The sequence below is a fragment of the Pseudomonas sp. NLJ1 genome, assembly GCF_049486705.1.
Classification (GTDB): domain Bacteria; phylum Pseudomonadota; class Gammaproteobacteria; order Pseudomonadales; family Pseudomonadaceae; genus Aquipseudomonas; species Aquipseudomonas inefficax.
The window spans coordinates 4655328-4680659 of record NZ_CP137735.1; the positions used below are offsets into that span (position 1 = coordinate 4655328).

19 protein-coding genes are annotated in these 25332 nt (G+C 63.4%); 12 read left to right on the plus strand and 7 right to left on the minus strand.

The genetic code is table 11. The features are described 5' to 3' along the window. Window positions 1-74: 74 nt before the first annotated feature. The 11 genes from R9B85_RS21070 (at window position 75) to R9B85_RS21120 (ending at window position 17407) form a co-directional block, all read left to right on the plus strand. Entirely contained in the window at window positions 75-4562 is a 4488-nt protein-coding gene (locus R9B85_RS21070; protein WP_423770537.1) for an NEL-type E3 ubiquitin ligase domain-containing protein, read from the plus strand. A 118-nt stretch (window positions 4563-4680) separates the two neighbouring features. Further along, window positions 4681-9237: an NEL-type E3 ubiquitin ligase domain-containing protein gene (locus tag R9B85_RS21075; RefSeq protein ID WP_112253279.1), complete on the plus strand. Its 4557-nt coding sequence runs from the start codon at window positions 4681-4683 to the stop codon at window positions 9235-9237. A gap of 121 nt (window positions 9238-9358) precedes the next feature. Then, window positions 9359-11005 (plus strand): acyl-CoA synthetase, encoded by a 1647-nt coding sequence (locus R9B85_RS21080; protein ID WP_215521169.1) that lies wholly within the window; start codon window positions 9359-9361, stop codon window positions 11003-11005. Between the two features lie 13 nt (window positions 11006-11018). After that, window positions 11019-11786, plus strand: a complete 768-nt coding sequence (locus R9B85_RS21085) for an SDR family NAD(P)-dependent oxidoreductase (RefSeq protein WP_207878159.1) — start codon at window positions 11019-11021, stop codon at window positions 11784-11786. A gap of 11 nt (window positions 11787-11797) precedes the next feature. After that, window positions 11798-12991 carry an acetyl-CoA C-acyltransferase gene (locus R9B85_RS21090; protein ID WP_215521170.1) on the plus strand — a complete coding sequence of 398 codons (1194 nt, stop codon included), beginning with the start codon at window positions 11798-11800 and terminating at the stop codon, window positions 12989-12991. A gap of 8 nt (window positions 12992-12999) precedes the next feature. Further along, window positions 13000-14127: an acyl-CoA dehydrogenase gene (locus tag R9B85_RS21095; RefSeq protein WP_025338375.1), complete on the plus strand. Its 1128-nt coding sequence runs from the start codon at window positions 13000-13002 to the stop codon at window positions 14125-14127. 13 nt (window positions 14128-14140) lie between these two features. After that, window positions 14141-14914, plus strand: a complete 774-nt coding sequence (locus R9B85_RS21100) for an enoyl-CoA hydratase (protein ID WP_050704987.1) — start codon at window positions 14141-14143, stop codon at window positions 14912-14914. A 629-nt stretch (window positions 14915-15543) separates the two neighbouring features. Continuing rightward, window positions 15544-15948 carry a TraR/DksA family transcriptional regulator gene (locus R9B85_RS21105; protein WP_003259022.1) on the plus strand — a complete coding sequence of 135 codons (405 nt, stop codon included), beginning with the start codon at window positions 15544-15546 and terminating at the stop codon, window positions 15946-15948. 178 nt (window positions 15949-16126) lie between these two features. After that, window positions 16127-16321 carry a hypothetical protein gene (locus tag R9B85_RS21110; protein WP_112253275.1) on the plus strand — a complete coding sequence of 65 codons (195 nt, stop codon included), beginning with the start codon at window positions 16127-16129 and terminating at the stop codon, window positions 16319-16321. 406 nt (window positions 16322-16727) lie between these two features. Then, a complete protein-coding gene (locus R9B85_RS21115) occupies window positions 16728-17198 on the plus strand; it encodes a hypothetical protein (RefSeq protein ID WP_003259020.1) in 471 nt (156 codons plus the stop codon). After that, the gene (locus R9B85_RS21120; RefSeq protein WP_112253274.1) at window positions 17195-17407 is read left to right on the plus strand and encodes a hypothetical protein; all 213 of its coding nucleotides are present in this window, start codon (window positions 17195-17197) and stop codon (window positions 17405-17407) included. Before R9B85_RS21115 ends, R9B85_RS21120 begins: the two co-directional genes overlap by 4 nt. Window positions 17408-17419: 12 nt before the next feature. Here R9B85_RS21120 and R9B85_RS21125 read toward each other — a convergent pair whose 3' ends face one another. The 7 genes from R9B85_RS21125 to R9B85_RS21155 all read right to left on the minus strand — a co-directional run bounded on the left by R9B85_RS21125 (window position 17420) and on the right by R9B85_RS21155 (window position 24578). Next, the gene (locus tag R9B85_RS21125; RefSeq protein ID WP_112253273.1) at window positions 17420-17785 is read right to left on the minus strand and encodes a Na+/H+ antiporter subunit G; all 366 of its coding nucleotides are present in this window, start codon (window positions 17783-17785) and stop codon (window positions 17420-17422) included. Then, window positions 17782-18060: a K+/H+ antiporter subunit F gene (locus R9B85_RS21130; protein ID WP_003259015.1), complete on the minus strand. Its 279-nt coding sequence runs from the start codon at window positions 18058-18060 to the stop codon at window positions 17782-17784. The genes R9B85_RS21125 and R9B85_RS21130 overlap by 4 nt, the downstream gene beginning before the upstream one ends. Next, window positions 18057-18545, minus strand: a complete 489-nt coding sequence (locus R9B85_RS21135; protein WP_252379127.1) for a Na+/H+ antiporter subunit E — start codon at window positions 18543-18545, stop codon at window positions 18057-18059. The genes R9B85_RS21130 and R9B85_RS21135 overlap by 4 nt, the downstream gene beginning before the upstream one ends. Then, on the minus strand, window positions 18542-20221 hold the full coding sequence (locus R9B85_RS21140) for a monovalent cation/H+ antiporter subunit D (protein ID WP_112253271.1): 1680 nt from the start codon (window positions 20219-20221) through the stop codon (window positions 18542-18544). Before R9B85_RS21140 ends, R9B85_RS21135 begins: the two co-directional genes overlap by 4 nt. Next, on the minus strand, window positions 20218-20562 hold the full coding sequence (locus R9B85_RS21145; RefSeq protein WP_013971840.1) for a Na+/H+ antiporter subunit C: 345 nt from the start codon (window positions 20560-20562) through the stop codon (window positions 20218-20220). The genes R9B85_RS21140 and R9B85_RS21145 overlap by 4 nt, the downstream gene beginning before the upstream one ends. Next, window positions 20562-23477: a monovalent cation/H+ antiporter subunit A gene (locus R9B85_RS21150; RefSeq protein WP_207878155.1), complete on the minus strand. Its 2916-nt coding sequence runs from the start codon at window positions 23475-23477 to the stop codon at window positions 20562-20564. The genes R9B85_RS21145 and R9B85_RS21150 overlap by 1 nt, the downstream gene beginning before the upstream one ends. 150 nt (window positions 23478-23627) lie before the next feature. Then, the gene (locus R9B85_RS21155; protein ID WP_112253269.1) at window positions 23628-24578 is read right to left on the minus strand and encodes a DMT family transporter; all 951 of its coding nucleotides are present in this window, start codon (window positions 24576-24578) and stop codon (window positions 23628-23630) included. A gap of 83 nt (window positions 24579-24661) precedes the next feature. On the opposite strand from R9B85_RS21155, the gene R9B85_RS21160 reads away from it, so the two are divergent. Beyond that, window positions 24662-25225, plus strand: coding sequence for a helix-turn-helix domain-containing protein (locus R9B85_RS21160; protein ID WP_112253268.1), 564 nt, complete (start codon window positions 24662-24664; stop codon window positions 25223-25225). Window positions 25226-25332 lie beyond the last annotated feature (107 nt).

Sequence of the window (25332 nt, forward strand, 5' to 3'; positions counted from 1 at the left end):
GGTAGTTCCCCCTGACCGGCAGGGCGCTTCGATGAAAGATTGTGCGTCTCTTTCCGCCGATCAGAGCACAGCCCATGCGCCAGTTTGCCGCCGTTTCGCAAAAGCCCCTCGCATACACCGTGGAGGATGAGCAACGGGCCACCGACCGTTTCATCCAGCAGCGCTTGCCAGACTGGCTAAAAGAAGCATCCGTGGGGCAAATCAGCGAACTACGCCGCCTGCTCGACGCGCACAAGGCCAGCCAGAAGCGAGTGAAGGATGCGACGCAAGCGGTCGCCCCAGTGCAGCAGTTTGCCGCAACCCAGTTCGCCCGGGCCCTGAGCCGGTTTCTGCCAGCGGGCAAATCACTCAGCAAGCTGCAGTGGCGAGACAAGGGAGTGGAGCTGCTGGGTGTCTCGCTGCCGCACCTGCGATACACCTACAAGGAAGGCCCTGCCTTGTTGCGCCTTATGCAGAACTTCGCCGAAGGCGCCACCCCGCTGGATGGCAGTGGCCTTTACGATCCTGTCACGCAAACGCTGGTGTCCGAGGATATCGATTCGCTCGTGTTTGCCTGCCGAAGCCTGGATGCGGGTGGCAGGTATCAGACCTTGCTCACCGACAACTTCAGACGCCACCGGGCGGTACTGGTCGGTGACAAACTCGCCGCGCTGCGGCTTGCCGCGCAGGTCGCGCTCTTGCGCGGGCAGATCGACGCGACAGTGAAAGCAGCGTTGGATGCCTGTTTCGCGCCCAGTGCCAGGGCACCACAGGATCCCGCTCCCGCATTGATCGCGTATCCTGGCTTGCTGAGCATGCTCGGCCATACCGTGCACGAGGCGCTGTACATACAGTTGCGCGGCCACGATGACAGTGATCAAGGGGTAATCCTGTACCTGGCAGATGGCTCCGATCATCCGTTGCGCCGCTATGACTCGAAGCTGGCCCTTGAGCAGGCGCTGGTCCGCCAGTTATCGACGCCGGAGCCCCTGGCAGCATTCAGCCAACGCATAGCCCTGCGCGAGCGAAAGCCGTTTCTTGATCAACTGGGATTGCGCCTGGCAGATGCTGAACCCGATCTTGAAGTGGAAGGCGAGGCGGGGCATGGCGCCATTGGCGAGCGTTGGGTAGCGGCGCTGATCGATCGGGCCAAAGATGATGCGCGGCTGCTTTTGGTGCCCACCGCTGATGCCGACGCCAAGGCCAGTCAGGAGCGCCTGGCGACCTGGAGTTCGGCCGGTTGGAACCTGGCCAACCTCGCCGGATTCTTCATTCCGCTGGTGGGGGCAGCATTGCTGGCCGACTTGCTGCGCCAGGTTTGTTCCCATACCTATGAAGGGATGGCCGACTGGGCCGAGGGGCATGACCACGAGGCACTTGAACATTTGCTTGGCGTTGCGCAGATTGCTGCGGGCGTAGCCATCACCACCGGCGCGGTGGCGGGTGCCGGGGCTGTGGTACGGCTGTTACAGCGCAGTACATTCGTCGACGACCTGGTGCCGGTCAGCCTCGAAGGTGGAGGCGCACGTCTCTGGCAAAATGATCTGACGGCGTATGCCTGTGATCTGGAGCAACATGCGTTGCTGGATGAGCGAGGCCTCTACAGCACCGGTCAGCGGCACTGGCTACGCATCGCTGATGATTACTATGAGGTGCACCAGCCGAACGTGGGTGGCGGCTGGCGCTTGCGTCATCCACTGCGCAGTGAAGCCTATGGGCCTGCAGTCGATTTCAACGGGGAGCGCTTTTGGCACTTGCCGCAAGAGCGCCTCGCAGCCTGGAGCGATCCAGCGCAGATGCTCAACCGGCTGTGGCCGCAGGCACAGCCACTGGACTCACAGCGTGCCGAAGCAATATTGCGAGTAGCAGGCAGTGACCTGGACGAGCTGCGCGGTATCGTCCTTGATAACCGCGCCTTGCCAGCCAACCTGCGTGATACCTTGCGCCGCTTCGAGGCGGATCGGCGCATCGAGATGTTTTTTGCCGCGCTCGGCGCCGCCGAGGCTGGGGCGGATCCAGCACTCCTCCAGTACTGCCGGCAACGTCCGCAATTTGCCGGCGTCGAGGACGCCGACCTGGCTGCTGCGGTTGTCGAACACAGCTCGACATTGCGCGCGGAACTGTTTGCCCACCTGACCCAGGAAGCGACCACGGAGGACCGCGTTGCAGGCGTAGTCATGCGTGACTTTGCAGGGTTGCCTGTGGGCTATGCTCTGGAGTTGGCTCACTCGGTCACTGGCGAAACCCGGCAGCAGATCGAGCTGTTGCAGCGGCTGCCGCTGCCGGTCGCCGAAAAAGCCCGAGCGTTGCTGCAGCTGGCCAGGCTGAGCCGGGCTCAACAAGGCCTGCTGCTGCGCAACGCTTACAGTGACGAAAGCGGCGAGCTGCTGATGCAGCTGTTACCACACCTGGCCAACTGGTCTTTCCAGCAGCGGCTGGAGCTGCGCGCAAAAAGCGCGTCGGGCCGCCTGATCGCGATCCTCAACTTGCAAGCACCTGCAGAGGCCGGGGTAGTACTGGTGCACGCCGAGGGGCAATTCAAGTTGTATGATCATCGAGGCGCGTTGCTCGATAAAGAGGTGGATGCACCAGACGACATCTTCGCGGCGGTTGTTGCCACGCTGTCACCCGGACAGCAAAGCCGGTTGAAGCTTGACCCCGCGAACCCGGCCGGTGCGCTGCGCCGACTGATTACCAAGGCAATACCGACGACGCGTACGCAGTTGCTCAGGCGGCTCGGCTGGCGAGAGCAGCCAGGTTGGTTCAACCCCGGGCAGCGCTTGCCTGACGGGCGAGTGGGTTACCCTCTGGGCGGTCAGCAGTCTACCGAACAGGGCTATGTGGGCCAACTGCGCGCGCGGCTCAGAAGCCTTTACCATGGTGCGAGAGAAGCAGAAATCGATGAACACCTGGACAGGATCAACCGCAGCGAAGACCCGTTCGCAGCGATGCTTGCCGAGGAAGAAAATTTTCGCCTGCTCAACCACCGTCTAGGCCGATGGGTTTCGTATGCCAGGGGCAACGAGGCGGGGCCGCGGCGGTTGTTTGCAGCCCGGTTACGCCAGGCTTGGCGCCGGCAATTGCCCCTCGACACGATGCATGCCGAACTGGGTGGGCGGATTCTTGACCTGAGCGGCTTTCAGGTCAGCAGCCTGCCGGAACTGGCAGAGGCCCTCGACTTCCATTTCGTGACCACGCTGGTGATGATCAATACGCCGCTGGTCGTGGAGCCTAACGAGTTCTTCAGCTGCTTCAGAGAAGTGCGCAGGCTGAATTTTTCCAGAAACCACCTGCGCCGGGTGCCCGCCGGGCTGCGGCACATGGCCAACCTGGAAAACTTGCAACTGTCTTATAACCGCATCCGGTGGGGCGAAATGGGAAGCGAAACCTTGAGCGGGTTACAGCATCTGGCCGTGCTGGACCTGAGCGCCAATCCGTTGCGGCGCCTGGCACTGCGTTTCAACTCGGCTCCGCAGTTGCAAGCGCTGCATCTGCGCCATTGCAGCCTGGTGGAATGGCCCACAGGGCTGGAACAATGTGCCCTGCTCACCGTGGTGGATCTGCGCTGTAACCAGATTACCGAGGTGCCACAGGCGATCATGCAAATGCCGTATGAGTTTCGTATGGCTTTTCAGGTGCAGAACAACGCCATCTCTGCACGGCAGTTGGCCAGATTGCATGCTCCGCCGGCCCATTTGGCGCACCCACAAGCCGCACCGATGGCGCAAGTCCCGGCTCGCCAGCTGTGGCTGGGCGAGGCCGCCACCCAGGTGCAGCGCGATCTTTGGGACCGAGTGTTCGGCGTGGCGGGCCGTGCGCGTGTGCTGGATATCTTGCAGGCGCTGCAGAACACCAAGGATTACCACAGGCACCGAGCCGATCTGACACTGCAGGTGTGGGGGCTGCTCGAGGCGATGGATGAAAATGCCGAGCTTGCAGGCCAGGTGACAGCCATCGCCGAAGACAGGACGACCTGCGCCGACAGCATTGCCGAGCGCTTCAGCGAAATGCATCTGCAAGCCCTGATCGCCCAGACCAACCGAGCCACCGACGTCCAGCAGGATGGCTTGTTGCAACTGGGGCTTGGTTTGTTCCGGCTGGAAAGGTTGCAAAGGTTCGCACGCATGGACATTGCTACGCGCGAGAGCCTGCACCAACAGGTAGACCCGATAGAGGTCAAGCTCGCCTACAGCGTGGCATTGGCGCAGGAAATGGGCTTGCCAGGGCAACCCTCGTCATTCAGGTACGGCGATCTGGCCAATGTTACTCCAGCCCAGCTGGAGGCAGCGCGTGCATTCGTCCGCGAGGGCGAGACCGTAGAGGCGCAAGCCGAGTTTCTCGCGTTGCAACCGTTCTGGAGCGGCTGGGTGGAAAGCCAGAATCAGCAGCGCTTCGAGGCGCTTGATACGCACTATGCGCAGCAGGCAAACGCATTGTCCGCACAGACGGAGCAGGGCGCCGGCGCGCAGGCACCTCAGGCTGAATGGGATGAGCTTGAATACAGGCGGACCTCGGACCGCTACAGGTTGGTTGTGGAATTTACCAAGGAAATATTGCAAGCCAGGCCTGACCACGGCGCCTGATCGCCCTGCTATCGATCGCGCAGGAGAGTGAAATTCGTATCTCGCCCAGGACGCTTGCCCGAGATGGTTGCTGCCCAGAGGCAAGCGTTCCTGCTGTCTGTACCGAGGCTGGCTGATCATGGTGATGGCCCTTCAACCAGACAGGGCTCTGCCTATGTGTCCCGCAAAGGCGCTCCGCGCCTCCTCTTACCCTGGCAATGGCTTCATTGCCAGTCATTTGCCCGAGTGGCTTGCCAAAGCCAGTGCGCAACAAGTCAGGCGCTTGCATGACTGTGTGACTGCGCATTTGCAAAGCCAGAAGCAGATGGCCCGTTATAGCGGCCAGTTGCAACCGCTTGGGGAATTCGCGAAAGGTCTGCTTCAACCAGCCATTGCAAGCCGGCTGGGGCAGGTGATCGAGCTGGATACCGCCGTCTGGCGAGAAGCGCGCATTCATGTCAGCCAGCGGCCATTCGAGCCCATTCCGGGTTTGCTTCCGCCAGACTTCGAAACACGTTTCGTCCAGCAGCCGTTGCTGCAAAAACTGCTGCAAAATTTTACTGCAGGCGAGTCTTTCGCCAACCAGACCGCAGTGCTCGGGCCACAGGCTGCGGGCCAGCAAGCGCCCGTCATATTGACCGACCGAATCGATGATCTGGTCGCCGTCTGCCGGGAAGTCGATGTCGGGGCCGCTTACCAGGCGCATCTTGCCCGGGTACTGGGCCCAGCCTTCGTCGATGCGCTGGCGCAAGACAAACGCCAGGAGCTGGCACTCGCCATCGAGCTGGCCTGCCTGAAAGGGCAGCTCAACAGTGCCGATGGCATGGCGTTAAGCTTGATTTGCCAAGACAAGCCAGCACTCCATGCCGAGGGGCTGGTCGTTGACACCGGGGCGTTAAAGGTTCTGGGAAAACGGGTCGACGGCGCCCTGGCCTTCGAGTTGCGCGAGCCGATCCGGCGGCAGAGTGATTTCCCGGTGGGGCCGCCTGATCGTCTCAAAGGCGTGATCATTTACCTCCCCGGCGCGGCGTCAGCGTCGTTACGTCGTTTTGCGGATTGGGGCGCTGTCAAGCAAGCTCTGGTCCGTGAGCTGGCGCAAGTGGCATTTCAGCATGCTTTGCTGCAGCGCATCGCTTTGCATGATCGGGCGGGTTTCCAGGCTTTGTTGGCTGTGCGCTTGAGTGATGCCCAGCCAGACTTGCAGCCTGGCCGGTCGAAAACCGATGGTAAGTGGTTCATCGATATGGCCCGCTGGCAGGCGCGTCGTATCAAGAACGACGCGATGTTTGTGGCGGTTCCCTCGGCTCGCGTGGATAGCCAAGCGGCTGCGGTGCGCCTGACCGCACTGAAAAACGCCGGCATCGGTCTGCTGACCCTGGCCGGTTTGTTCGTGCCTGTGGTGGGCACCTTGCTGTTGGCAGACATGGCCAGGCAAGTGTTGGGGCATGTGTACGAAGGCGTCAGCGACTGGTCCCAAGGTCACCAGCACGAAGCCTTGCAGCATTTGCTGGAGGTGGCTGGCGCGGTTGCAACGCTTGGGGTGGCGTCCGTGGCGGCCTACACGGCGCGTAGCGTTTTTGTCGAGACGCTCGAACCCGTTATCACTGAGCAGGGGCAGGAGAAACTCTGGTTGTCCGATCTGGCGCCGTATCGACAAGCAGACCCTGATGTTGAGATGACTGAACGCCACGACGGGCTGTTCAGCGGTGCCGGTGAATTATGGTGGCACAACGATGGGAAATTTTACGGCGTGTATCAGGACAGCAAGGGCGCGTGGCGCTTGCTGCACCCGGATGGCCCGCAAGCATTCGGCCCGCTGCTGCGCAGTAATGGCGAACGCGGCTGGTGGCTGAGCCTGGACCGGCCACAGCAATGGCAAGGGAGCGCGTACTTGCTCACACGCCTGTGGCCGGCGGCCAGAACCCTGTCAGCCGAGCAGGTGGCGCAGATACTGCTGGTTGCGGGCACAGACGAGGCGGGGTTGCGTCGGCTGGTGGTCGAATCCCGACCGTTACCGGTGACGCTGCGCGACACCCTCGAGCGGTTCGCGGTGCATACTCAGAACCAAGCCTTTTTTGACGGTTCGGCTGAAGGCGCGGCCTTTGCCGATCGGCTCAACTGGTGTAGCCAGAAACTGGGTGCGCCAGTGGATGCCGCGAGCGACCAGGCCGGCCAACTGCGCCCTGCCATGCTGGATCATTTTGCTGAGCGATACCTGCGCGAAGAGCCGTTGTGGCCGTTGTTCGCTCGCCATTTCCCGCAACTGCCCAAAGCCTATGCGTCGGATATCCTCAGAACGGCCACCAGCGAAATGCGAGCAAGCATGCAGAGCAGTTCGCGCCTGCCGCTGGTATTGGCTCAACAGGCGCGGCTGCAGCAGCAGCGTGCTCGGCTGACCCGCCTGCGCGAGGCATTGTGTTTGCGTGACAGCTACAGCCATGATGCCGTTACTTTGGTATTTCGTCTGTTGCAACGTCAGGGGCTCGCTGCCGACCAGACCGACCTGGTGCTGCATGAGCGCTCGTCCAGCAGCCCGGTACTCGAGCGCTTGCTGCCGGCATTTGGCAAGCCGCCGCAAAGGCTGCACATGGTCTGGTCAGCGGGGCGCTTCGAGCTGTATGACGACGCTGGCAGGCGCAGCGACCTGGATGTCGCGCAGCCGCAAGGCTTGTTCGAAGTGCTCGCGGCCTGCCTTTCCCCTGCCTACTGCCGTCGGCTGGGCTGGCTGGGTGACGATGCGCCGCAGCGCATCCGCGCGCAGATACAGGCCTGGCTGCCATCTGAACCCAAGGAACAGCTGGCCTTGTTAGGCTGGCGTGAAGCCAGGCCGCTTGGCGCCACCTTCCAGCGGCTCGGCGATGGCCGCGCCGGCTACCCGCTCGGCCCGGTGCTGTCGTGCCTGGACTCGCCTGAGTGCGTGTTACGCCGCAGGATCCTCGCGCTTTATCCGAGCTTGAATGAAGTGCAGGCCGAGCATTACATCGATTTGCTTTACCAGCACAGCGCGTCACCGTTCAGCTCGGTACTGCGGCTGGAGCTGGAATACGATCAGCTGTCCCAGCGCCTCAATGCCTGGGCGCGGCATGCCAATAGACATGTGCGTGATCATCGCCTGCAAGCCAGCATCGAATTTCAGCGGGCGTGGCGAATGGAGACCTTCCGTTTGGCGGCCCGGCCGCAGGGCGGCAGGCAGGCAAACGTTTCTCTGATCTCCATTCCTCTGGGCGAGCTGCCCGAATTGCCCGCCGGCACGGATTTTGGCCACATCGACCAGTTGGTGTTGGTCAACCTGCGCCTGCCGGCGCTGCCTGAGGATTTCCTGTCGTTCTTCCCCAATGTGCAGGTACTCAACCTTGCCTACAACGATCTGCATGCACTGCCTGCCGGCTTGGAGAACCTCGGCCAGCTGCGCGAGCTGAACCTTGCCGGTAATCAGATTCGCCTGGACGAGGACCAGGCGGCGGTGCTGGCTGGCCTCGGCGAACTGCGCAGCCTCGAGCTCAGCGATAACCCGTTGGGCGCGGTGACTCTGCAGTTGGGAGCTCTACATAGCCTGGAAACCCTGAGCCTGCGCCGCGTTGGCCTGACGGCAATGCCCGAAGGGCTAGAACTTTGTGAACAGCTGACCTATGTCGACATGCGTAACAACCAGATCACCGACCTGCCGCAAGCACTCATCGATTCACCAGTGCCGCGGCGCCAGCTGCTTATCCTGTCTGGCAACCCATTGTCGGAGCAAGTGATGGACCAACTGCGCAACCCTGCGCACCCCGGCCAGCCGACGCTGGTCGAGCTGGAGCCCGTCGTATCGAAGAACACCTGGCTGGGCACGCTCGATGACAACCAGCGTCAAGCCCATGAAGCGCTGTGGGATGCGCTGCGCATCGAAGCGGACAGCGATGCATTTTTCGGGCTGCTCGACGAATTGGTGGAAAGCGCCGATTTCAGGGCAGCGCCGCAGGAGACCGGGCGAAGGGTATGGAGGGTGGTGGCAGCAGCCAAGGGCGATGCCCGGGTGCGCAGGGACCTGTTCGACTTGGCGGCCGACCCGCGTACTTGTGCCGACAGCGTAGCGCATTGTTTCAGTCAGTTGGAGGTGGGTATGCATGTGGCCGAGTTCACCCACAACGGTGAACCCGGCGCAACTGCCAAGGAACGCCTGATGCTCGCTCGGCGCCTGTTCCGCTTGGACCAGGTCGAAAAGCTCGCCCGCGCGAACATGGACGCAAGGTATGCAGATGGCCGCTGGGAGCAAGGTGAGCACGACGAGGAGGAGGTGGAGGTCAGCCTGGCTTATCGGGTGGGGCTGGCGCAGCGTCTCAATCTGCTCGGTCAGCCCACCAGCACCTATTTTGCGCACATGGTCGAGGTTAGCCCGGCAGACCTGGACGCGGCCTATGTTTCGGTGCTTACAGCTGAAGCCAGCGAGGAGCGACCTGCATTCATCAGCAAGCTCGGGTTCTGGATCAAGTCCTTGCGGGCACTTCATCCATCGCTCTACAGCGCGGTCGAGGACGACTTCCTCGAACAATGGCAGGCTGTGGAAGCACAAGGGCAGGCGCAGCGCAGTGCTGCCGCCGCGCTGGGTGACCCTGGCTATCTGCAGCAGGCGCGAAACCTTCAGCAAGCCCGCGCACGGGCGCTTGCCGCGCTGAACTTGCGCCTGACCAGAGAAGCGCTGGCGCGGCCGGTCTGACGCGCCCAAACGGCCAAACCGGTCATCCATATTGACAGCTTTGGCCATTGTCGCCGCGCCCGGGCAGCGCGAATATCGTCGAACCGATGGTTAACAAAAACAACAAACCAGGAGTTCGACGATGCGCGACTACGCTCAGGCCGCTCGTACGTTTGACCATGACCAGGCTGTTGCGGCGGCGCTGCAGGGTAGCCTTGAAGCCCTCAATGCCTGTGTCGAATGCTGCGACCGCCACGCCGGTACCGGCAAGCTGGCGCTGGTCTGGGAAGACCGTGATGGCAACAGCGCACGATACAGCTTCGATCAGCTCAAGGACCAGGCTGCGCGGTTCGCCACGGTGCTCAGGGAGCATGGCGTAGGCGCCGGCGACCGGGTCGCCGGACTGATGCCGCGTACTCCCGAGCTGCTGGTCACCATCCTCGCCACCTGGCGTCTCGGGGCGGTGTACCAGCCACTGTTCACCGCGTTCGGCCCCAAGGCCATCGAACATCGCCTGGAGCAGTCCCACGCCCGCGTGGTCGTCACCGACAGCCACAACCGCGCCAAGCTGGACGATGTGCACGCCTGCCCGACCATCATCACCGTCAACGCCCGCAGTGGCGAGCTGGACTTCCAGCAGTGCCTGGACAATGCCGCAGACCAATGCGAGCCGGTCATGCGCTCGGGCAACGACCCGTTCCTGCTGATGTTCACCTCCGGCACCACTGGCCCGGCCAAACCGCTGGAAGTGCCGCTGCGTGCCATCGTCGCGTTCCAGGGCTACATGCGCGATGCCATCGACCTGCGCCCCGAGGACAACTTCTGGAACCTGGCCGACCCGGGTTGGGCCTATGGCCTGTATTACGCGGTCACCGGCCCGCTGTCGCTGGGCCATGCCACCACCTTCTACGACGGCCCGTTCAGCGTTGAAAGCTGCGCGCAGGTGATCGACAAGCTGGGCATCACCAACCTGGCCGGCTCGCCCACCGCGTACCGCCTGCTGATTGCCGCCGGGCCGGATTTCTCGGCACCGATCAAGGGCCGCCTGCGGGTGGTCAGCAGTGCCGGCGAACCGCTCAACCCGGAAGTGATCCGCTGGTTCGCCGACGAACTGGGCGTGACCATCCACGACCACTACGGGCAGACCGAACTGGGCATGGTGCTGTGCAACCACCATGGCCTGCAGCACCCGGTACACCTGGGCTCGGCCGGTTTCGCCATCCCCGGCCACCGCATCGTGGTGCTGGACGAGCAGGGCAACGAACTGCCTGCCGGCCAGCCGGGCATCCTCGCGGTCGACCGCGAGCAGTCGCCGTTGTGCTGGTTCGCGGGTTACCACGGCCTGCCGACCAAAGCCTTCGTCGGCAAGTACTACCTCAGCGGCGACACCGTCGAACTGAACCAGGACGGCAGCATCAGCTTCGTCGGCCGCAGCGACGATGTGATCACCACCTCCGGCTACCGGGTCGGCCCGTTCGATGTGGAAAGCGCACTGATCGAGCACCCGGCGGTGATCGAAGCGGCGGTGATTGGCAAACCGGACCCGGAACGCACCGAGCTGATCAAGGCCTTCGTGGTATTGGCCAGCGGTTACCAGGGCAGCGCCGAGCTTGAAGAGGCTTTGCGCCAGCACGTACGCCAGCGCCTGTACGCCCATGCCTACCCAAGGGAAATCGAATTCGTCAGCGAGCTGCCCAAGACCCCGAGCGGCAAGCTGCAACGCTTCATCCTGCGCAACCAGGAAGTCGCCAAACAACAAGCGCAACAGGCCACCCCTGCCAGCGCCTGAAAGGAAACCGATCATGCAAATAGCCAACAAACACTTCATCGTCAGCGGCGCTGCCTCCGGGCTGGGTGCTGCTACCGCACAGATGCTGGTCGAGGCCGGCGCCAAGGTCATGCTGGTCGACCTCAATGCCCAGGCCGTCGAAGCCAAGGCACGCGAGCTGGGCGACAATGCCCGCTTCGCGGTGGCCGACATCAGCGACGAGCAGGCCGCCCACGCGGCAGTGGATGCGGCTGTCAACGCCTTTGGCAGCCTGCACGGGCTGGTCAACTGTGCCGGTATCGTCGGTGCCGAAAAAGTGCTGGGCAAGCAGGGCCCGCATGGCCTGGCCAGCTTCGCCAAGGTCATCAACGTCAACCTGATCGGCAGCTTCAACCTGCTGCGCCTGGCAGCCGCAGCCATGGCCGAAGGGGCTACCGGTGAGGACGGCGAGCGCGGGGTGATCATCAACACCGCGTCCATCGCCGCCTATGACGGGCAGATTGGCCAGGCCGCCTACGCGGCTTCCAAGGGCGCCATCGCCAGCCTGACCCTGCCGACCGCCCGCGAACTGGCGCGCTTTGGCATCCGTGTGATGACCATCGCCCCGGGCATCTTCGAAACGCCGATGATGGCCGGCATGACCGAGGAAGTACGCGCCTCGCTGGCCGCCGGCGTGCCATTCCCACCGCGTCTGGGTCGCCCGCAGGAATATGCCGCGCTGGCCCGCCACATCATCGAGAACAGCATGCTCAACGGCGAGGTGATCCGCCTCGACGGTGCACTGCGCATGGCTGCCAAGTAAGGAGAGCGAACATGACCCTCGCCAATGACCCGATCGTTATCGTAAGCGCCGTGCGCACGCCCATGGGCGGCCTGCAGGGCGACCTCAAGAGCCTGACCGCGCCGCAGCTGGGCAGCGCCGCCATCCGTGGTGCCGTGGAGCGCGCCGGCATCGATGCTGCCAGTGTCGAGCAGGTGCTGTTCGGCTGCGTGCTGCCGGCCGGCCAGGGCCAGGCACCGGCGCGCCAGGCCGCGCTGGGCGCCGGCCTGGACAAGCACACCACCTGTACCACCCTGAACAAGATGTGCGGTTCGGGCATGCAGGCGGCAATCATGGCCCATGACCTGCTGCTGGCCGGCACCGCTGATGTGGTGGTGGCTGGTGGCATGGAAAGCATGACCAATGCGCCCTACCTGCTGGACAAGGCCCGTGGCGGCTACCGCATGGGCCACGGCAGGATCATCGACCACATGTTCATGGATGGCCTGGAAGACGCCTACGACAAAGGTCGCCTGATGGGCACCTTTGCCGAAGACTGCGCCCAGGCCAATGCCTTCAGCCGCGAAGCCCAGGACCAGTTCGCCATCGCCTCGCTGACCCGCGCCCAGGACGCTATCAAGAGCGGTCGCTTTGCTGCCGAGATCGTGCCGGTCGAGGTCACCGAAGGCAAAGAGAAACGCGTCATCAAGGACGACGAACAGCCGCCCAAGGCACGCCTGGACAAAATCCCGCAGCTCAAGCCGGCCTTCCGCGAAGGCGGCACGGTGACCGCCGCCAACTCCAGCTCGATTTCCGACGGCGCTGCGGCGCTGGTGCTGATGCGCCGTTCCGAAGCCGACAAGCGCGGCCTCAAGCCGCTGGCGGTGATCCACGGCCATGCCGCCTTTGCCGACACCCCGGCACTGTTCCCGACCGCACCGATCGGTGCCATCGACAAACTGATGAAACGCACTGGCTGGGACCTGGCCGAGGTCGACCTGTTCGAGATCAACGAGGCCTTCGCCGTGGTCACCCTGGCGGCCATGAAGCACCTCGACCTGCCGCATGACAAGGTCAATATCCATGGCGGCGCCTGCGCCCTCGGCCACCCGATCGGCGCTTCCGGCGCGCGCATCCTGGTGACCCTGCTGTCGGCCCTGCGCCAGAACAACCTGCGCCGTGGTGTGGCGGCCATCTGCATTGGCGGCGGCGAGGCCACTGCCATGGCTGTCGAATGCCTGTACTGAGGTGAACCATGCTGGTAACTGACGAGCAACAACAGATCGCCGACGCGGTTCGCGCCTTTGCTCAGGAGCGCCTGAAGCCGTTTGCCGAACAATGGGACAAGGAACACCGCTTCCCGAAGGAGGCCATCGAGGAGATGGCCGAGCTGGGCCTGTTCGGCATGCTGGTGCCGGAGCAGTGGGGCGGCAGCGACACCGGCTACGTGGCCTATGCCATGGCCCTGGAGGAAATCGCCGCGGGTGACGGCGCCTGCTCGACCATCATGAGCGTGCACAACTCGGTGGGCTGTGTGCCGATCCTGCGCTTTGGCAGCGAGCAGCAGAAAGAGCAGTTCCTCACCCCGCTGGCCAGCGGCGCGATGCTCGGTGCCTTTGCCCTGACCGAACCACAGGCCGGCTCTGACGCCAGCAGCTTGAAGACCCGTGCACGTCTGGATGGCGACCACTACGTGCTCAATGGCAGCAAGCAGTTCATCACCTCCGGGCAGAATGCCGGGGTGGTGATTGTGTTCGCCGTGACCGACCCGGACGCCGGCAAGCGCGGCATCAGTGCTTTCATCGTGCCCACCGATTCGCCGGGCTACCAAGTGGCGCGGGTCGAGGACAAGCTCGGCCAGCACGCCTCCGACACCTGCCAGATCGTATTCGACAATGTGCGCGTGCCGGTGGCCAACCGCCTGGGTGCCGAAGGCGAGGGCTACAAGATCGCCCTGGCCAACCTCGAAGGCGGCCGTATCGGCATCGCCTCGCAGGCGGTGGGCATGGCCCGCGCGGCGTTCGAGGTGGCGCGTGACTACGCCAACGAGCGGCAGAGCTTTGGCAAGGCGCTGATCGAGCACCAGGCGGTGGCCTTCCGCCTGGCCGACATGGCGACGAAGATTGCCGTGGCCCGGCAGATGGTGCTGCACGCCGCCGCGCTGCGCGATGCCGGGCGCCCGGCGCTGGTTGAAGCGTCGATGGCCAAGCTGTTTGCCTCGGAAATGGCCGAAAAGGTCTGTTCGGACGCCTTGCAGACCCTGGGCGGTTATGGCTATCTGAGTGACTTCCCGCTGGAGCGCATCTACCGCGACGTTCGGGTTTGCCAGATCTACGAAGGCACCAGCGACATTCAGCGCATGGTCATTGCGCGCAATCTTTGAAGGAGCAGACTGCATGGCATTCGAAACCATCCTGTTGGACATCCACGGCAAGGTCGGCCTGATCACCCTCAACCGCCCGCAGGCGCTGAACGCGTTGAACGCGCAGATCGTCGGCGAGATCAACCAGGCGCTGGACCAGCTCGAGCGCGATCCGAACATCGGCTGCGTGGTGCTGACCGGTTCCGCCAAGGCCTTTGCCGCTGGCGCCGACATCAAGGAAATGGCCGAGCTGCAATACCCGCAAATCTACGTTGACGACCTGTTCAGCGATGCCGACCGCATTGCCAACCGGCGCAAGCCGATCATTGCCGCGGTGTCCGGTTTTGCCTTGGGCGGTGGCTGCGAGTTGGCGATGATGTGTGACTTCATCCTGGCGGCGGATAACGCCAAGTTTGGTCAGCCGGAGATCAACCTGGGCGTGCTGCCGGGGATGGGCGGCACCCAGCGCCTGACCCGCGCGGTGGGCAAGGCCAAGGCCATGGAATTGTGCCTGACCGGTCGCCTGATGGGGGCTGAGGAAGCTGAGCGTGCCGGGCTGGTGGCGCGCATCGTGCCACAGGCGGAGCTGGTGGAAGAGGCGTTGAAGGTGGCTGCGACCATCGCCAGCAAGTCGATTCCGGTGAGCATGATGGTCAAGGAGAGTGTCAACCGTGCGTTCGAAGTCACCCTTAGCGAGGGTGTGCGCTTCGAGCGGCGGGTGTTCCATGCGGCGTTTGCTACCGAAGATCAGAAAGAGGGTATGGCTGCGTTCATTGCCAAGCGCGAGGCGCAGTTCAAGGATCGGTGATTCTGGTTGTGGATTTGCGTTGGGCCTTTGGGGCATGCCTTTAGAGGTCCGGCGCCTGTGAGATCGAGCGCCGCCCGCGCGGCGCTTCGCGGGGCAAGCCCGCTCCCACATTTGTTGCAACGTGCCGAACCTGCCAGGCCATGGTTGCCTGCCTTGGAGCACGTCTTGAAACTGGTGAGGCGGCAGCAGCGCCAACCGAGAAATTGAGTCAGACCAACAAGGCTGACAACCATGGCCTAACAGACATGGCCACGTTGCAACAAATGTGGGAGCGGGCTTGCCCCGCGAAGCGCCGCGCGGGCGGCGCTCGATCTCACAGGCACTGAAAATGTCATGGCAAACACCTGATAGCCCTAACCCAATCTCCAGACATGCACCTGGCGGCCCTGACCCAATTCCCCGCCATACTCCACGGCCCCTACCAAGCATCTTCTTTGCACCGACCAGCGGATTCCGAGCGCCGAAAGCAAATTCCCACCCAATTGCAGTTGCTCCACGCGACGCGGCGCCTTAGACTGCCGCCCCCTGTAAAAGAGTGCCGGTTGGCGCTTGAAGAATTCCGCTGCCGATGCCAAGGCGTCGGCGGCACCGGGAATCGCCCAAATGCACATTTTTTCATAGAGAAATCGATGACCAAGGAACAGTTGCTGGCCATGTCGGCCGATGACTACATGAACGCTGACCAGCTGGCTTTCTTCGCTGGCCTGCTGCAGGCGATGAAAGTCGAAACCCATGAACGCATCGAGCTGAGCCGTGCCACCATCGAAGGCCTGGACACCCCGTCGGACCCTGCCGACGTGGCTTCGGTCGAAGAGGAGCGTAGCTGGCTGGTGAATGCCATCGACCGCGACCAGCGCCTGCTGCCGCAGCTGGAAATGGCCCTGGACCGTATTGCCGACGAAAGCTTCGGCTGGTGCGATGACAGTGGTGAGCCTATCGGCCTGAAGCGTCTGCTGATCAGCCCGACCACCAAGTACTGCATCGAAGCCCAGGAGCGCCACGAGCAGCTCGACCGCCACCAGCGCCAGGTGTAACCACGCGCGGTGTGCCAAGCCCCACGGAGCGATCCCTGGGGCTTTTTGCGTTTCTTGTCGGCTGCGGTTTTGTTGCCCCGTACGTAACACTGCTATACCGGGATGCGCTGTTTCCGCGCCGTAAGCAGGCGTATCATGGCTCTATCGTTAGGGTGCTAATTAAATTCCGGAGGGAATGATGAATAGCCGGGTCGATGTAGCCGTGATGATTGGTTCGGGTGTGCCTGCCGCACTACGGGCGCTGGGTGTGCGCAACTGCTGGGTAGTGCTGGTCAATGGCGAACGCCGTGGCACCGCATTCGCCACCCGTGAAGAGGCGCTGGAGTGCCAGGCGGCCTGGCAGCAGCAGTTGAAGAAGGGCTTGGCTGCCTGAGCGCCGTGAGTGCTGTCGGCGAGTGAGCAGGGTTGTTCAGGGCGTTCCCTGTAAGAAATGTACTTTACCTCTCGACGAATTTCGGTGTTTTCGTGCATATTCTTCCCCCAGTAATGCGCTGATGGATTGCAGGGCCCGTTCTCACGTGCGCTCTGGCATTGCCTGCCGCATCTTTTCTGGCGGTTTTGTTGTCAGACATTACGCTTCCCGAATTGGGAATATGCCGAAAGCCTGTATTCGAGGCCAGATCTGGCAAGCCAGAGTAAAGATTCCTGCACGCTGCAGCGCCAGCGGGCACAGACATTTCGCATATCGCTTTATTATTCTTTCGCCTATCGATAAGAAATGACCGTGCCTCACCGAGCTTTGGGTGAGGGCGGGTTGTAACCGGTTGAGGATTACTTCATTGGCAGTCAGCACTCTTGATACCCATGCGTTGTTCGCCCTGGGCGACTTGCGCGGTAAATTGGCCCAGTTGTTTCAGGGCCGCTTTGTCTATGTCACCGAACAGAGTCCCGAAGGCCTGTACATGGCCGAAATCGACACCGAAAGCGCATTGGTCGTCGATGACAAGCAACGTTTGGAACTGAAGGTCGGCGACCACTTTCGCGCCGCGGTACTGCCCAGCCGTGAAGGCGGCAAACTGGAAATGCGCTTTCGTGAAATCAAGCTGAACGTATATGGCGTGGGCGATTACGCCTTCGTGTCGGTGCCCGAAGGCGAAGGCATCGTGTTCCGTGAAGGTCACGGTGTGATGCTGGTGTTCGCTGCGCAGCAGCAAGTGCAGGAAGGCCTGGGCAAGTTGCTCAAGGCGGTGACCGGAAAGGTTGCCAAATGGCGCAAAGGTGAGCTGACCACCTTCAAGGCCAGTGAATGACCCACAGTGACGAGGTGCCCGCCACGCGTGCCGAGTTCCATCGGCAGCACCAGGCGGATGCCTTGGCCGAGGCCGAGCGTTTGCTGGCCAGGCGCGATGAACTGCAAGGCGCCTGGTTGAACTGGGTGGCAGGCGAATTATATCGCCTTGGCCCGCCGCCTTATGTGGCCATGGTCCGGCGCGAGTTGCAGCGCCTTGCCCAAGGGTGAGGCCGCGATCTGTCAGTTGCCTCGATCGCGGCCGCTGCTGACTTCTTCAGGTACCGGCTCTTTCGCCATGCGCTTGCGGAACAGTGCTGCCCGGGCCAGCAACAATGTGGTCACCGGTACGGTGATCGACAGCAGGATCGGAATCAGCCAGGCGTGCAACACCGGGGCTTCCTTGAGCCAGGAAAAGTAGATGATCGAAGCCAGTGCCACGCACCAGGCGCCAATGGTCGAGGCCAGTGCCGGTGGGTGCATGCGCTGAAAGTAGTCCTTCAGCCGCAACAGGCCCACGGCGCCGATCAGGGCGAAAAGGCTGCCGGTCAGCAGCAGTGCGGAAGTGACCAGCTCCAGCCAGAAGGGGAGTTGCAGGTTTTCAGTCATTCGATCACCTCACCGCGCAGCAGGAACTTGGCCAGGGCAAACGAGCCAACGAAACCGAACAGCGCAATCAGCAGGGCACCTTCGAAGTAGGTGTCACTGGCATAACGGATTCCCAGTACCAGCATGGTCAGCATGGCCAGGATGTACAGGTAGTCCAGCGCCAGCACCCGGTCCTGGGCGGACGGGCCGCGGAACAGCCGGATAAGTGCCAGGGCCATGGCCAGGGCAAAGATGAACAGGCTGGCGAGGACAGCATTGGCGAGCAGGCCTGTCATTGGAAAATCTCCATAAGCGGGCGTTCGTAGGTGTCCTTGAAGTGCTGGATGAAGGCCGCCTCGTCATCCAGGTCGAACACATGCAGCAGCAACACGCTGCGGTCCAGCGCCAGTTCGGACCAGACCGTGCCGGGCACCACCGTGGTAATCATCGACAACGCTGCCAGGCCATGCGGGTCGCGCAGGGCCAGCGGGATGTGCACGAACGCAGAGCGTGGCGGCTGCTTGCCGGCGCGCAGCACGCCACGGGCAACCAGCAGGTTGGACATGATCACATCGATACCGACCCGGCCAATCAGCCGGGCGATCGCCAGCGGCCGTCGCACATGGGCATGCTGCGGGCGCAGTGGCGCCATCAACAGAGGCGCCAGCACGCCGAGCGCGGCAGCCAGCAACAGATTGCCGGGGCTGACCGAGAGGTTCAGCAACAGCCACAGTGCGAACAGCGAAACCGATAAGAGCGGTGCGGGGAACAGTCGATTCATGGCTGCACCTGTACGTCAAGCGAGGTGGGGCCAGGAATCGGCCGCGCGGCCATCACGGCTTCGATATAGGCGTCGGGGGCCTGCAGGCCGGCAGCGGTGTCCTGGGTGTAGCGCAGCAGTGGCTCGGCCTTGAAGCTGAGGATGATGCACAGGCCGAGCAGGATAACGATGGGCAGGCATTCATAGCGGCGCAGCACCGGCGAAGGGCGTTCCTCAGGCTTCCAGAAGCGCTGGATGCCGACACGGCCGAAGGCGATCAGCGAGGCCATGCCAGACAGGATCAGCAACGCCACCAGGCCCCAGCCTGCCGCCCCCAGCGGCTGCTCGGCAGGCACACCCAGCCCTTGCGGGTTGAACAGCGCGCTGATCAGGTTGAGCTTGCCGACAAAGCCCGACAGCGGCGGCATGCCGATGATCAGCAGGGCGCAGGCGATGAAGCTGAGGCCGAGGAAGGCCATGGTCCACGGAATGATCTGGCCGATCACCACCTTCTGTTCGTCGTCGAGGTTGATGCCCTTGGGTGGGTGCAGTGATTCCAGCGGTGGGGGCATGGCGTCTTCTTCGTCGTCCAGCGGTGCTTCGTTGGCCGAGCGCGAACGTTCGACCAGTTCGGCGAGCAGGAACAGCGCGCACAGAGCCAGGGTCGAGTTGACCAGGTAGAACAACGCCGCGCCGGTCAGCGCCGATTGAGCGAAACCGACGGCGCCGAGCAGGGTGCCGGCCGAAACCAGGATGCTGAGGGCGGCCATGCGCTCCAGGCGCTGCGCGGCCAGGATCGACACCGCCGCCACCGCCAGGGTGACCAGGCCACCGTATACCAGCCATTCACCACCGAAGTGCGCCGAGGCCCCGGCCTGCCCGGAGAACAGCAGTGTCCACAGGCGCAGTACGGCATACAGGCCGACCTTGGTCATGATGGCGAACAGCGCAGCCACCGGCGCGCTGGCCGAGGCATAGGCCGGCACCAGCCAGAAGTTCAGCGGCCAGATGCCGGCCTTGACCAGGAACGCCATGGCCAGGATCGCCGCGCCAGCGTGCAGCAGGCCACGGTCGGCCTCTGGCACCAGCGGAATCTTCAGGGCCAGGTCGGCCATGTTCAGGGTTCCGGTCACGCCATACAGCATCGCGGCGCCGATCAGGAACAGCGACGAGGCGAACAGGTTGATGGCAATGTAGTGCAGGCCGGCTCGCACCCGGGCGCGGCCCGAGCCGTGCAGCAGCAGGCCATAGGAAGCCGCCAGCAGCACCTCGAAGAACACGAACAGGTTGAACAGGTCGGCAGTGAGGAAGGCGCCGTACAAGCCCATCAGCTGGATCTGGAACAGCGCGTGGAAGCTGGCCCCCGCACTATCCCAGCGAGCGCGGGCAAACAGCAGGGCACTGAAGGCAATGATCCCGGTGAGCGTCAGCAGCAGGGCCGACAGGTGGTCGACCACCAGCACGATGCCGAACGGCGCCGGCCAGTTGCCCGGCAGGTAGACACCGATGGATTCCGCCTGGCCCTGGGTGCGCACCCACAATAACAGGCTGACCGCGATGCCCAGGCCGGCGAAAGTCGACAGGAGGTTCAGCCGGGCTTTTGTCTGCCGGTGTTTCTCGCCCAGCAGCAACATCACTGCCGCGGTCACCAGTGGCAGCAGGATGGGCGCGATGATCAACTGGCTCATGCCACTCATTCGTCACGCTCCCGGCCATCCACGTGGTCGGTACCGGTCAGGCCGCGCGAGGCCAGCAACACCACCAGGAACAGCGCGGTCATGGCGAAGCTGATGACGATGGCGGTGAGCACCAGGGCCTGCGGCAGCGGGTCGGTGTAGTGCAGCAGGTCTTGGGGCACGCCGTCCTTGATGATCGGTTCTTTGCCAATGAACAGGCTGCCCATGCTGAAGATGAACAGGTTGACCCCGTACGACAGCAGGCACAGGCCCATGATCACCTGGTAAGTTCGCGGGCGCAGGATCAGCCATACCCCCGAGGCGGCCAGCACGCCGATGGCAACTGCAATCACTTCTTCCATCAGGCGGCTCCTGCTTGGCTGGTTTTCGCCGGGTTGCCCGGGCGGTAGGCGCGCACCGACTGGTGCGCCAGGGCAGTGAGGATCAGCAGGGTCGAGCCGACCACCACGGTGAACACACCGACATCGAAGAACAGCGCGCTGGCCACGTGCACATCACCGAGCAACGGCAGGTGCAGGTGGGCGGTATGGGTAGTGAGGAACGGGTAGCCCAGCAGCATCGCGCCGGTGCCGGTCAGGGTTGCGCACAGCAGTCCGGTGCCCATCCAGCGCAGCGGGCGCAGGCTCATCTGCGCCTCGACCCACTGGGTGCCGGCCACCATGTACTGCAGGATGAATGCCACCGACATCACCAGGCCGGCGACAAAGCCGCCACCGGGCTGGTTGTGGCCACGCATGAACAGGTACATCGACACCAGCAGGGCGATCGGCAGCAGCAGGCGCACCAGCACAGCGGGCACCATCATGAAACCCAGTGCGGTGTCGGTGGCATGCCGCGGATTGATCAGGTCGGTGACCACATCGGGTGCCAGCTGACGCTGCTGCGCCGGCAGTTGCATGCTTTCCTTCGGTGGGCGGAAGCGCCGCAGCAGGGCGAACACGGTCAGCGCCACGGCCACCAGCACGGTGATTTCACCAAGGGTATCGAAGCCACGGAAGTCGACCAGCATGACATTGACCACGTTGGTGCCACCGCCCTGGGGCAGGGCCCGGCTCAGGTAGAACGAGGAAATGTCGTTCGGCGTCGGCCGGGTCAGCATGGCATAGGACAGCACGGCCATGCCGCCACCTACCAGCACCGCCAGCAGCAGGTCGCGCAGGCGACGCATGCGTGCACGCTCCAGGCTGCCCGGCAGCGGCGATACGCCTTCGATCCGCCGCGGCAGCCAGCGCAGACCGAGGAGGATCAGCACGGTGGTGACCACTTCCACTACCAGCTGAGTCAGGGCCAGGTCGGGCGCGGAGAACCAGACGAAGGTGATGCAGGTCATCAGGCCGCAGACGCTGACCATGATCAACGCTGCCAAACGGTGGTACTTGGCCTGGTAGGCGGCGCCGATGGCGCAGGCGATGGCAATCAGCCACAGCGCGACGAACACGCCCGAACCTGGAATCTTCGGCCGATCGCCCCAGCTCAGGCCGCTGTAGAGCATGGGCGTGAGGCCGGCGAGGAAGGCGGCGAGCACCAGCATGAACAGCTGCGACTGCAGGCGGCGGCTGGTGAGCAGGCGCTCGATACGCCGCGCCAGCAGCATCAGCTGCACCTGACCGTACTCGAACAGGCGCTTGCCGTTGAAACGCTCGATCACCGGCGGGTAGGGGAAGCGGCCCAGGCGCAGCTGCTTGCGCAGCAACAGGTACAGCACGATACCGCCGCTCATGGCCACCAGGCTCATGACCAGCGGCGCGTTCCAGCCATGCCAGATGGCCAGGCTGTATTCCGGCAGGGTGCCGCCCACCACAGGCAGGGCGGCAGCGGCCAGCAGCGGGCCGACCGACTGGGCAGGGAAGATGCCCACCACCAGGCAGGTGAGCACCAGCAGTTCGACCGGCGCACGCATCCAGCGTGGCGGTTCGTGCGGGGTGTGCGGGAGGTCCTGCGCAGTGGGGCCGAAGAACACATCGACGGTGAAACGCAGGGCATAGGCCACGCTGAAGGTGCCGGCCAGGGTGGCGATTACCGGCAGCGTGGCCTCGACCCAGGCGCTGGAGCTGATGAACACCGTTTCGGCAAAGAACATTTCCTTGGACAGGAAACCGTTCATCAACGGCACGCCGGCCATCGAGGCGCTGGCCACCATGGCCAGGGTGGCGGTGTATGGCACCAGGCGTATCAAACCGCTGAGGCGGCGGATGTCACGGGTGCCGCTTTCGTGATCGATGATGCCGGCGGCCATGAACAACGAGGCCTTGAAGGTGGCGTGGTTGAGAATGTGGAATACCGCTGCGACCGCGGCCAGCGGGCTGTTCAGGCCCAGCAGCAGGGTAATCAGGCCCAGGTGGCTGATGGTCGAGTACGCCAGCAGACCCTTGAGGTCGTTCTGGAACATGGCGGCGAAGGCGCCGAGCAGCAGAGTGAGGGCACCGGCACCGCCGACGATCCAGAACCACTCCTCGCTGCCCGACAGCACCGGCCACAAGCGCGCCAGCAGGAATACCCCGGCCTTGACCATGGTCGCCGAGTGCAGATAAGCCGATACCGGGGTGGGCGCTGCCATGGCATGGGGCAGCCAGAACTGGAAGGGGAATTGTGCACTCTTGCTAAGGGCGCCGATGAGGATCAGCGGCAGCAGCACCGGGTACAGCGCATGCTGGCGAATGGTGTTGCCGGCAGCCAGGACCTTGTCCAGGTCGTAGCTGCCGACCACATGGCCGAGCAGCAGGGCACCCACCAGCAGGCACAAGCCGCCCGCGCCAGTGACCATCAGCGCCATATAGGCGCCGCGGCGGGCGTCGGCACGGTGGTGCCAGTAGCCGATCAGCAGGAAGGAGAACAGGCTGGTGAGTTCCCAGAAGAACACCAGCTGGATCAGGTTGCCGGAGATCACCAGGCCGAGCATGGCGCCCATGAAGGCGAGGAAGAAGGCGAAGAAGCGCGGCACCGGGTCTTGCGGTGACATGTAGTAGCGGGCATACAGCGACACCAGCGTACCGATGCCCAGCACCAGCAGCGAGAACAGCCAGGCGAAGCCGTCCATGCGCAGCACCAGGTTCAGCCCCAGGCTGGGCAGCCAGAGGAACTCTTCGCGAATCACGCCACCGTGGGCGACCTGAGGGTACAGCAGTGCTACCTGGACAGTGCCGACCAGGGCCACGAGCCCAGCGAGAATGGACTCCGCGTTACGTGCGTTGTGCGGCAGCACGGCTGCCAGGCAACTGCCCACGAACGGCAGAAGCAATAGCACTATCAAAGACATAGCGGCCTATTCTGGAGAAGTTTGCAAAGAATCATACGTGCCGAGGGGATGATCACCAACACGCAAGCTGTCGCAGAATCCTACAAACAGGCTGTGACAAGCTGTTTTTTTATAACAGATTCTTACAAAGCATAGCCGCAGTTGACGGCTTTACAGGCCAGCCTGGCGTTCGCCTTCATCCTGCACTTCCCGCGCTTCGACCACCTCGCGCGGGCGGCGCACCTTGAGTTCGCTTACCACCACCGCGATCACGATCAGCAGGCCGCCGAGCAGTGCCACGCCCGGCAGGCGCTCACCGGCGATGCGCCCGACGATTCCGGCCCATACCGGTTCGCCGGCATAGATGAGGGTGGCGCGGGTGGGCGAGACCGACTTCTGCGCCCAGTTCATTGCCACCTGGATCACCGCGCTCATGGCGCCCAGGCCCACGGCACTGGCCAGCAACAGCCAGGAAAAGTCAGGTATGCGCTCCTGGGTCGGCACGATCATCAGGAACGCCAGCAGCGAGGCGGTCGCCAACTGAACCACGGTGACCCGGCGCACATCGACCTGGCCGGCGTAGCGGCTGATCAGGATGATTTCACCGGCAATGGCCACGGCGCTGACCAGGGTTACCAGTTCGCCTTCGCTGAAGTGCAGGCTGCCCCCTTCCGGCCCGGCCAGCAGCATCAGGCCGATGAACGCCAGGCAGATGCCGATGCTGGGCATCAGGCCGGGCCGCCGGCCCAGCACCAGCCACTGCAACAGCGGCACGAATGGCACGTACAGCGCGGTGATGAACGCCGACTGGCTGCTGCTGATGGTTTGCAGGCCCATGGTCTGCAAGCCGTAGCCGAGCATGATCGACACACCGATCAGCATGCCGGCCTTCAGTTCGGTGAAGGTCAGCCCAGGCAGTGCTCGCGCCGAGACCACCCCGACGAACAGCGCGGCTGCGGCGAAGCGCAGGCCGACGAAGAACATCGGGCCGCTGACGGTCATCACGTTGTGCACCAGCAGAAAGGTGCCGCCCCACAGCATGGTGATGAACACCAGCACCAGTTCGGCCTTGCTCAGGCGAAAGGTAATGGCAGGGGCCGGTTTGCTGCTGGGCTGGGTCATGGTCTTGCGCACTCGGAGGGGGCGGCGCACAATCGCCGCAAAATGGGCAGTATACTGCGCAATACCGACCAGTGAGTAATATAGTGCACAAAGATTCCTCGCACCGGGCATCGGTGCTGCAACATGTCAGCCTCAATGTACGCGGCCTGCGTAACGCCGCGGGCATGAGCCAGACGGCGCTGGCGGAGCGCTCCGGTGTCAGCCGGCGCATGCTGGTGGCGATCGAGGCGGGCGAGAAGAATGTCAGCCTGACTACCCTCGACCTGATTGCCGAAGCCTTGGGCGTGGCTTTCAGTACCCTGATCCAGGCACCTGACCAGCGTGACCCCGGGCGCATCGAAGAGTTGGCCTGGGCCGGCGAGCATCCGCAGAGCCGGGCGGTGCTGCTGGGCAGCAGTGTGGCGCGGCGCGAGGTGGAGCTGTGGGAATGGACGCTGGCACCGGGCGAGTGCTATTTCAGCGAGGCTGATGCCGAGGGCTGGAGCGAGCAGATCTATGTGGCGCAAGGGCAACTGACGCTGATTATCGAAGGGGTCGAGCATCGTCTGCAGGTCGGGCAGTTCCAGGTGTTTCCCAGCAATTGCCGGTATGCCTATCGCAACGATGGGGCGGTGGCGGTGCGATTTGTGCGCAATGTGGTTATTTGAGGTAGCAGGTTTTGGGGCTGCTGCGCAGCCCATCGCGACGCAAGGCCGCTCCTACAGGAGATCGCGTACCCCCTGTAGGAGCGGCCTTGCGTCGCGATGGGGCGCAA

Bases quoted from the DNA above. Each gene is read 5' to 3' on its own strand.
- R9B85_RS21100 (WP_050704987.1), top strand. From the start codon at position 14,141: ATGGCATTCGAAACCATCCTGTTGGACATCCACGGCAAGGTCGGCCTG.
- R9B85_RS21105 (WP_003259022.1), top strand. From the start codon at position 15,544: ATGACCAAGGAACAGTTGCTGGCCATGTCGGCCGATGACTACATGAAC.
- R9B85_RS21075 (WP_112253279.1), top strand. From the start codon at position 4,681: ATGGTGATGGCCCTTCAACCAGACAGGGCTCTGCCTATGTGTCCCGCA.
- R9B85_RS21140 (WP_112253271.1), bottom strand. From the start codon at position 20,221: ATGAGTGGCATGAGCCAGTTGATCATCGCGCCCATCCTGCTGCCACTG.
- R9B85_RS21155 (WP_112253269.1), bottom strand. From the start codon at position 24,578: ATGACCCAGCCCAGCAGCAAACCGGCCCCTGCCATTACCTTTCGCCTG.
- R9B85_RS21130 (WP_003259015.1), bottom strand. From the start codon at position 18,060: ATGACAGGCCTGCTCGCCAATGCTGTCCTCGCCAGCCTGTTCATCTTT.
- R9B85_RS21090 (WP_215521170.1), top strand. From the start codon at position 11,798: ATGACCCTCGCCAATGACCCGATCGTTATCGTAAGCGCCGTGCGCACG.
- R9B85_RS21145 (WP_013971840.1), bottom strand. From the start codon at position 20,562: ATGGAAGAAGTGATTGCAGTTGCCATCGGCGTGCTGGCCGCCTCGGGG.
- R9B85_RS21135 (WP_252379127.1), bottom strand. From the start codon at position 18,545: ATGAATCGACTGTTCCCCGCACCGCTCTTATCGGTTTCGCTGTTCGCA.
- R9B85_RS21085 (WP_207878159.1), top strand. From the start codon at position 11,019: ATGCAAATAGCCAACAAACACTTCATCGTCAGCGGCGCTGCCTCCGGG.
- R9B85_RS21070 (WP_423770537.1), top strand. From the start codon at position 75: ATGCGCCAGTTTGCCGCCGTTTCGCAAAAGCCCCTCGCATACACCGTG.
- R9B85_RS21095 (WP_025338375.1), top strand. From the start codon at position 13,000: ATGCTGGTAACTGACGAGCAACAACAGATCGCCGACGCGGTTCGCGCC.
- R9B85_RS21080 (WP_215521169.1), top strand. From the start codon at position 9,359: ATGCGCGACTACGCTCAGGCCGCTCGTACGTTTGACCATGACCAGGCT.
- R9B85_RS21110 (WP_112253275.1), top strand. From the start codon at position 16,127: ATGAATAGCCGGGTCGATGTAGCCGTGATGATTGGTTCGGGTGTGCCT.
- R9B85_RS21120 (WP_112253274.1), top strand. From the start codon at position 17,195: ATGACCCACAGTGACGAGGTGCCCGCCACGCGTGCCGAGTTCCATCGG.
- R9B85_RS21150 (WP_207878155.1), bottom strand. From the start codon at position 23,477: ATGTCTTTGATAGTGCTATTGCTTCTGCCGTTCGTGGGCAGTTGCCTG.
- R9B85_RS21125 (WP_112253273.1), bottom strand. From the start codon at position 17,785: ATGACTGAAAACCTGCAACTCCCCTTCTGGCTGGAGCTGGTCACTTCC.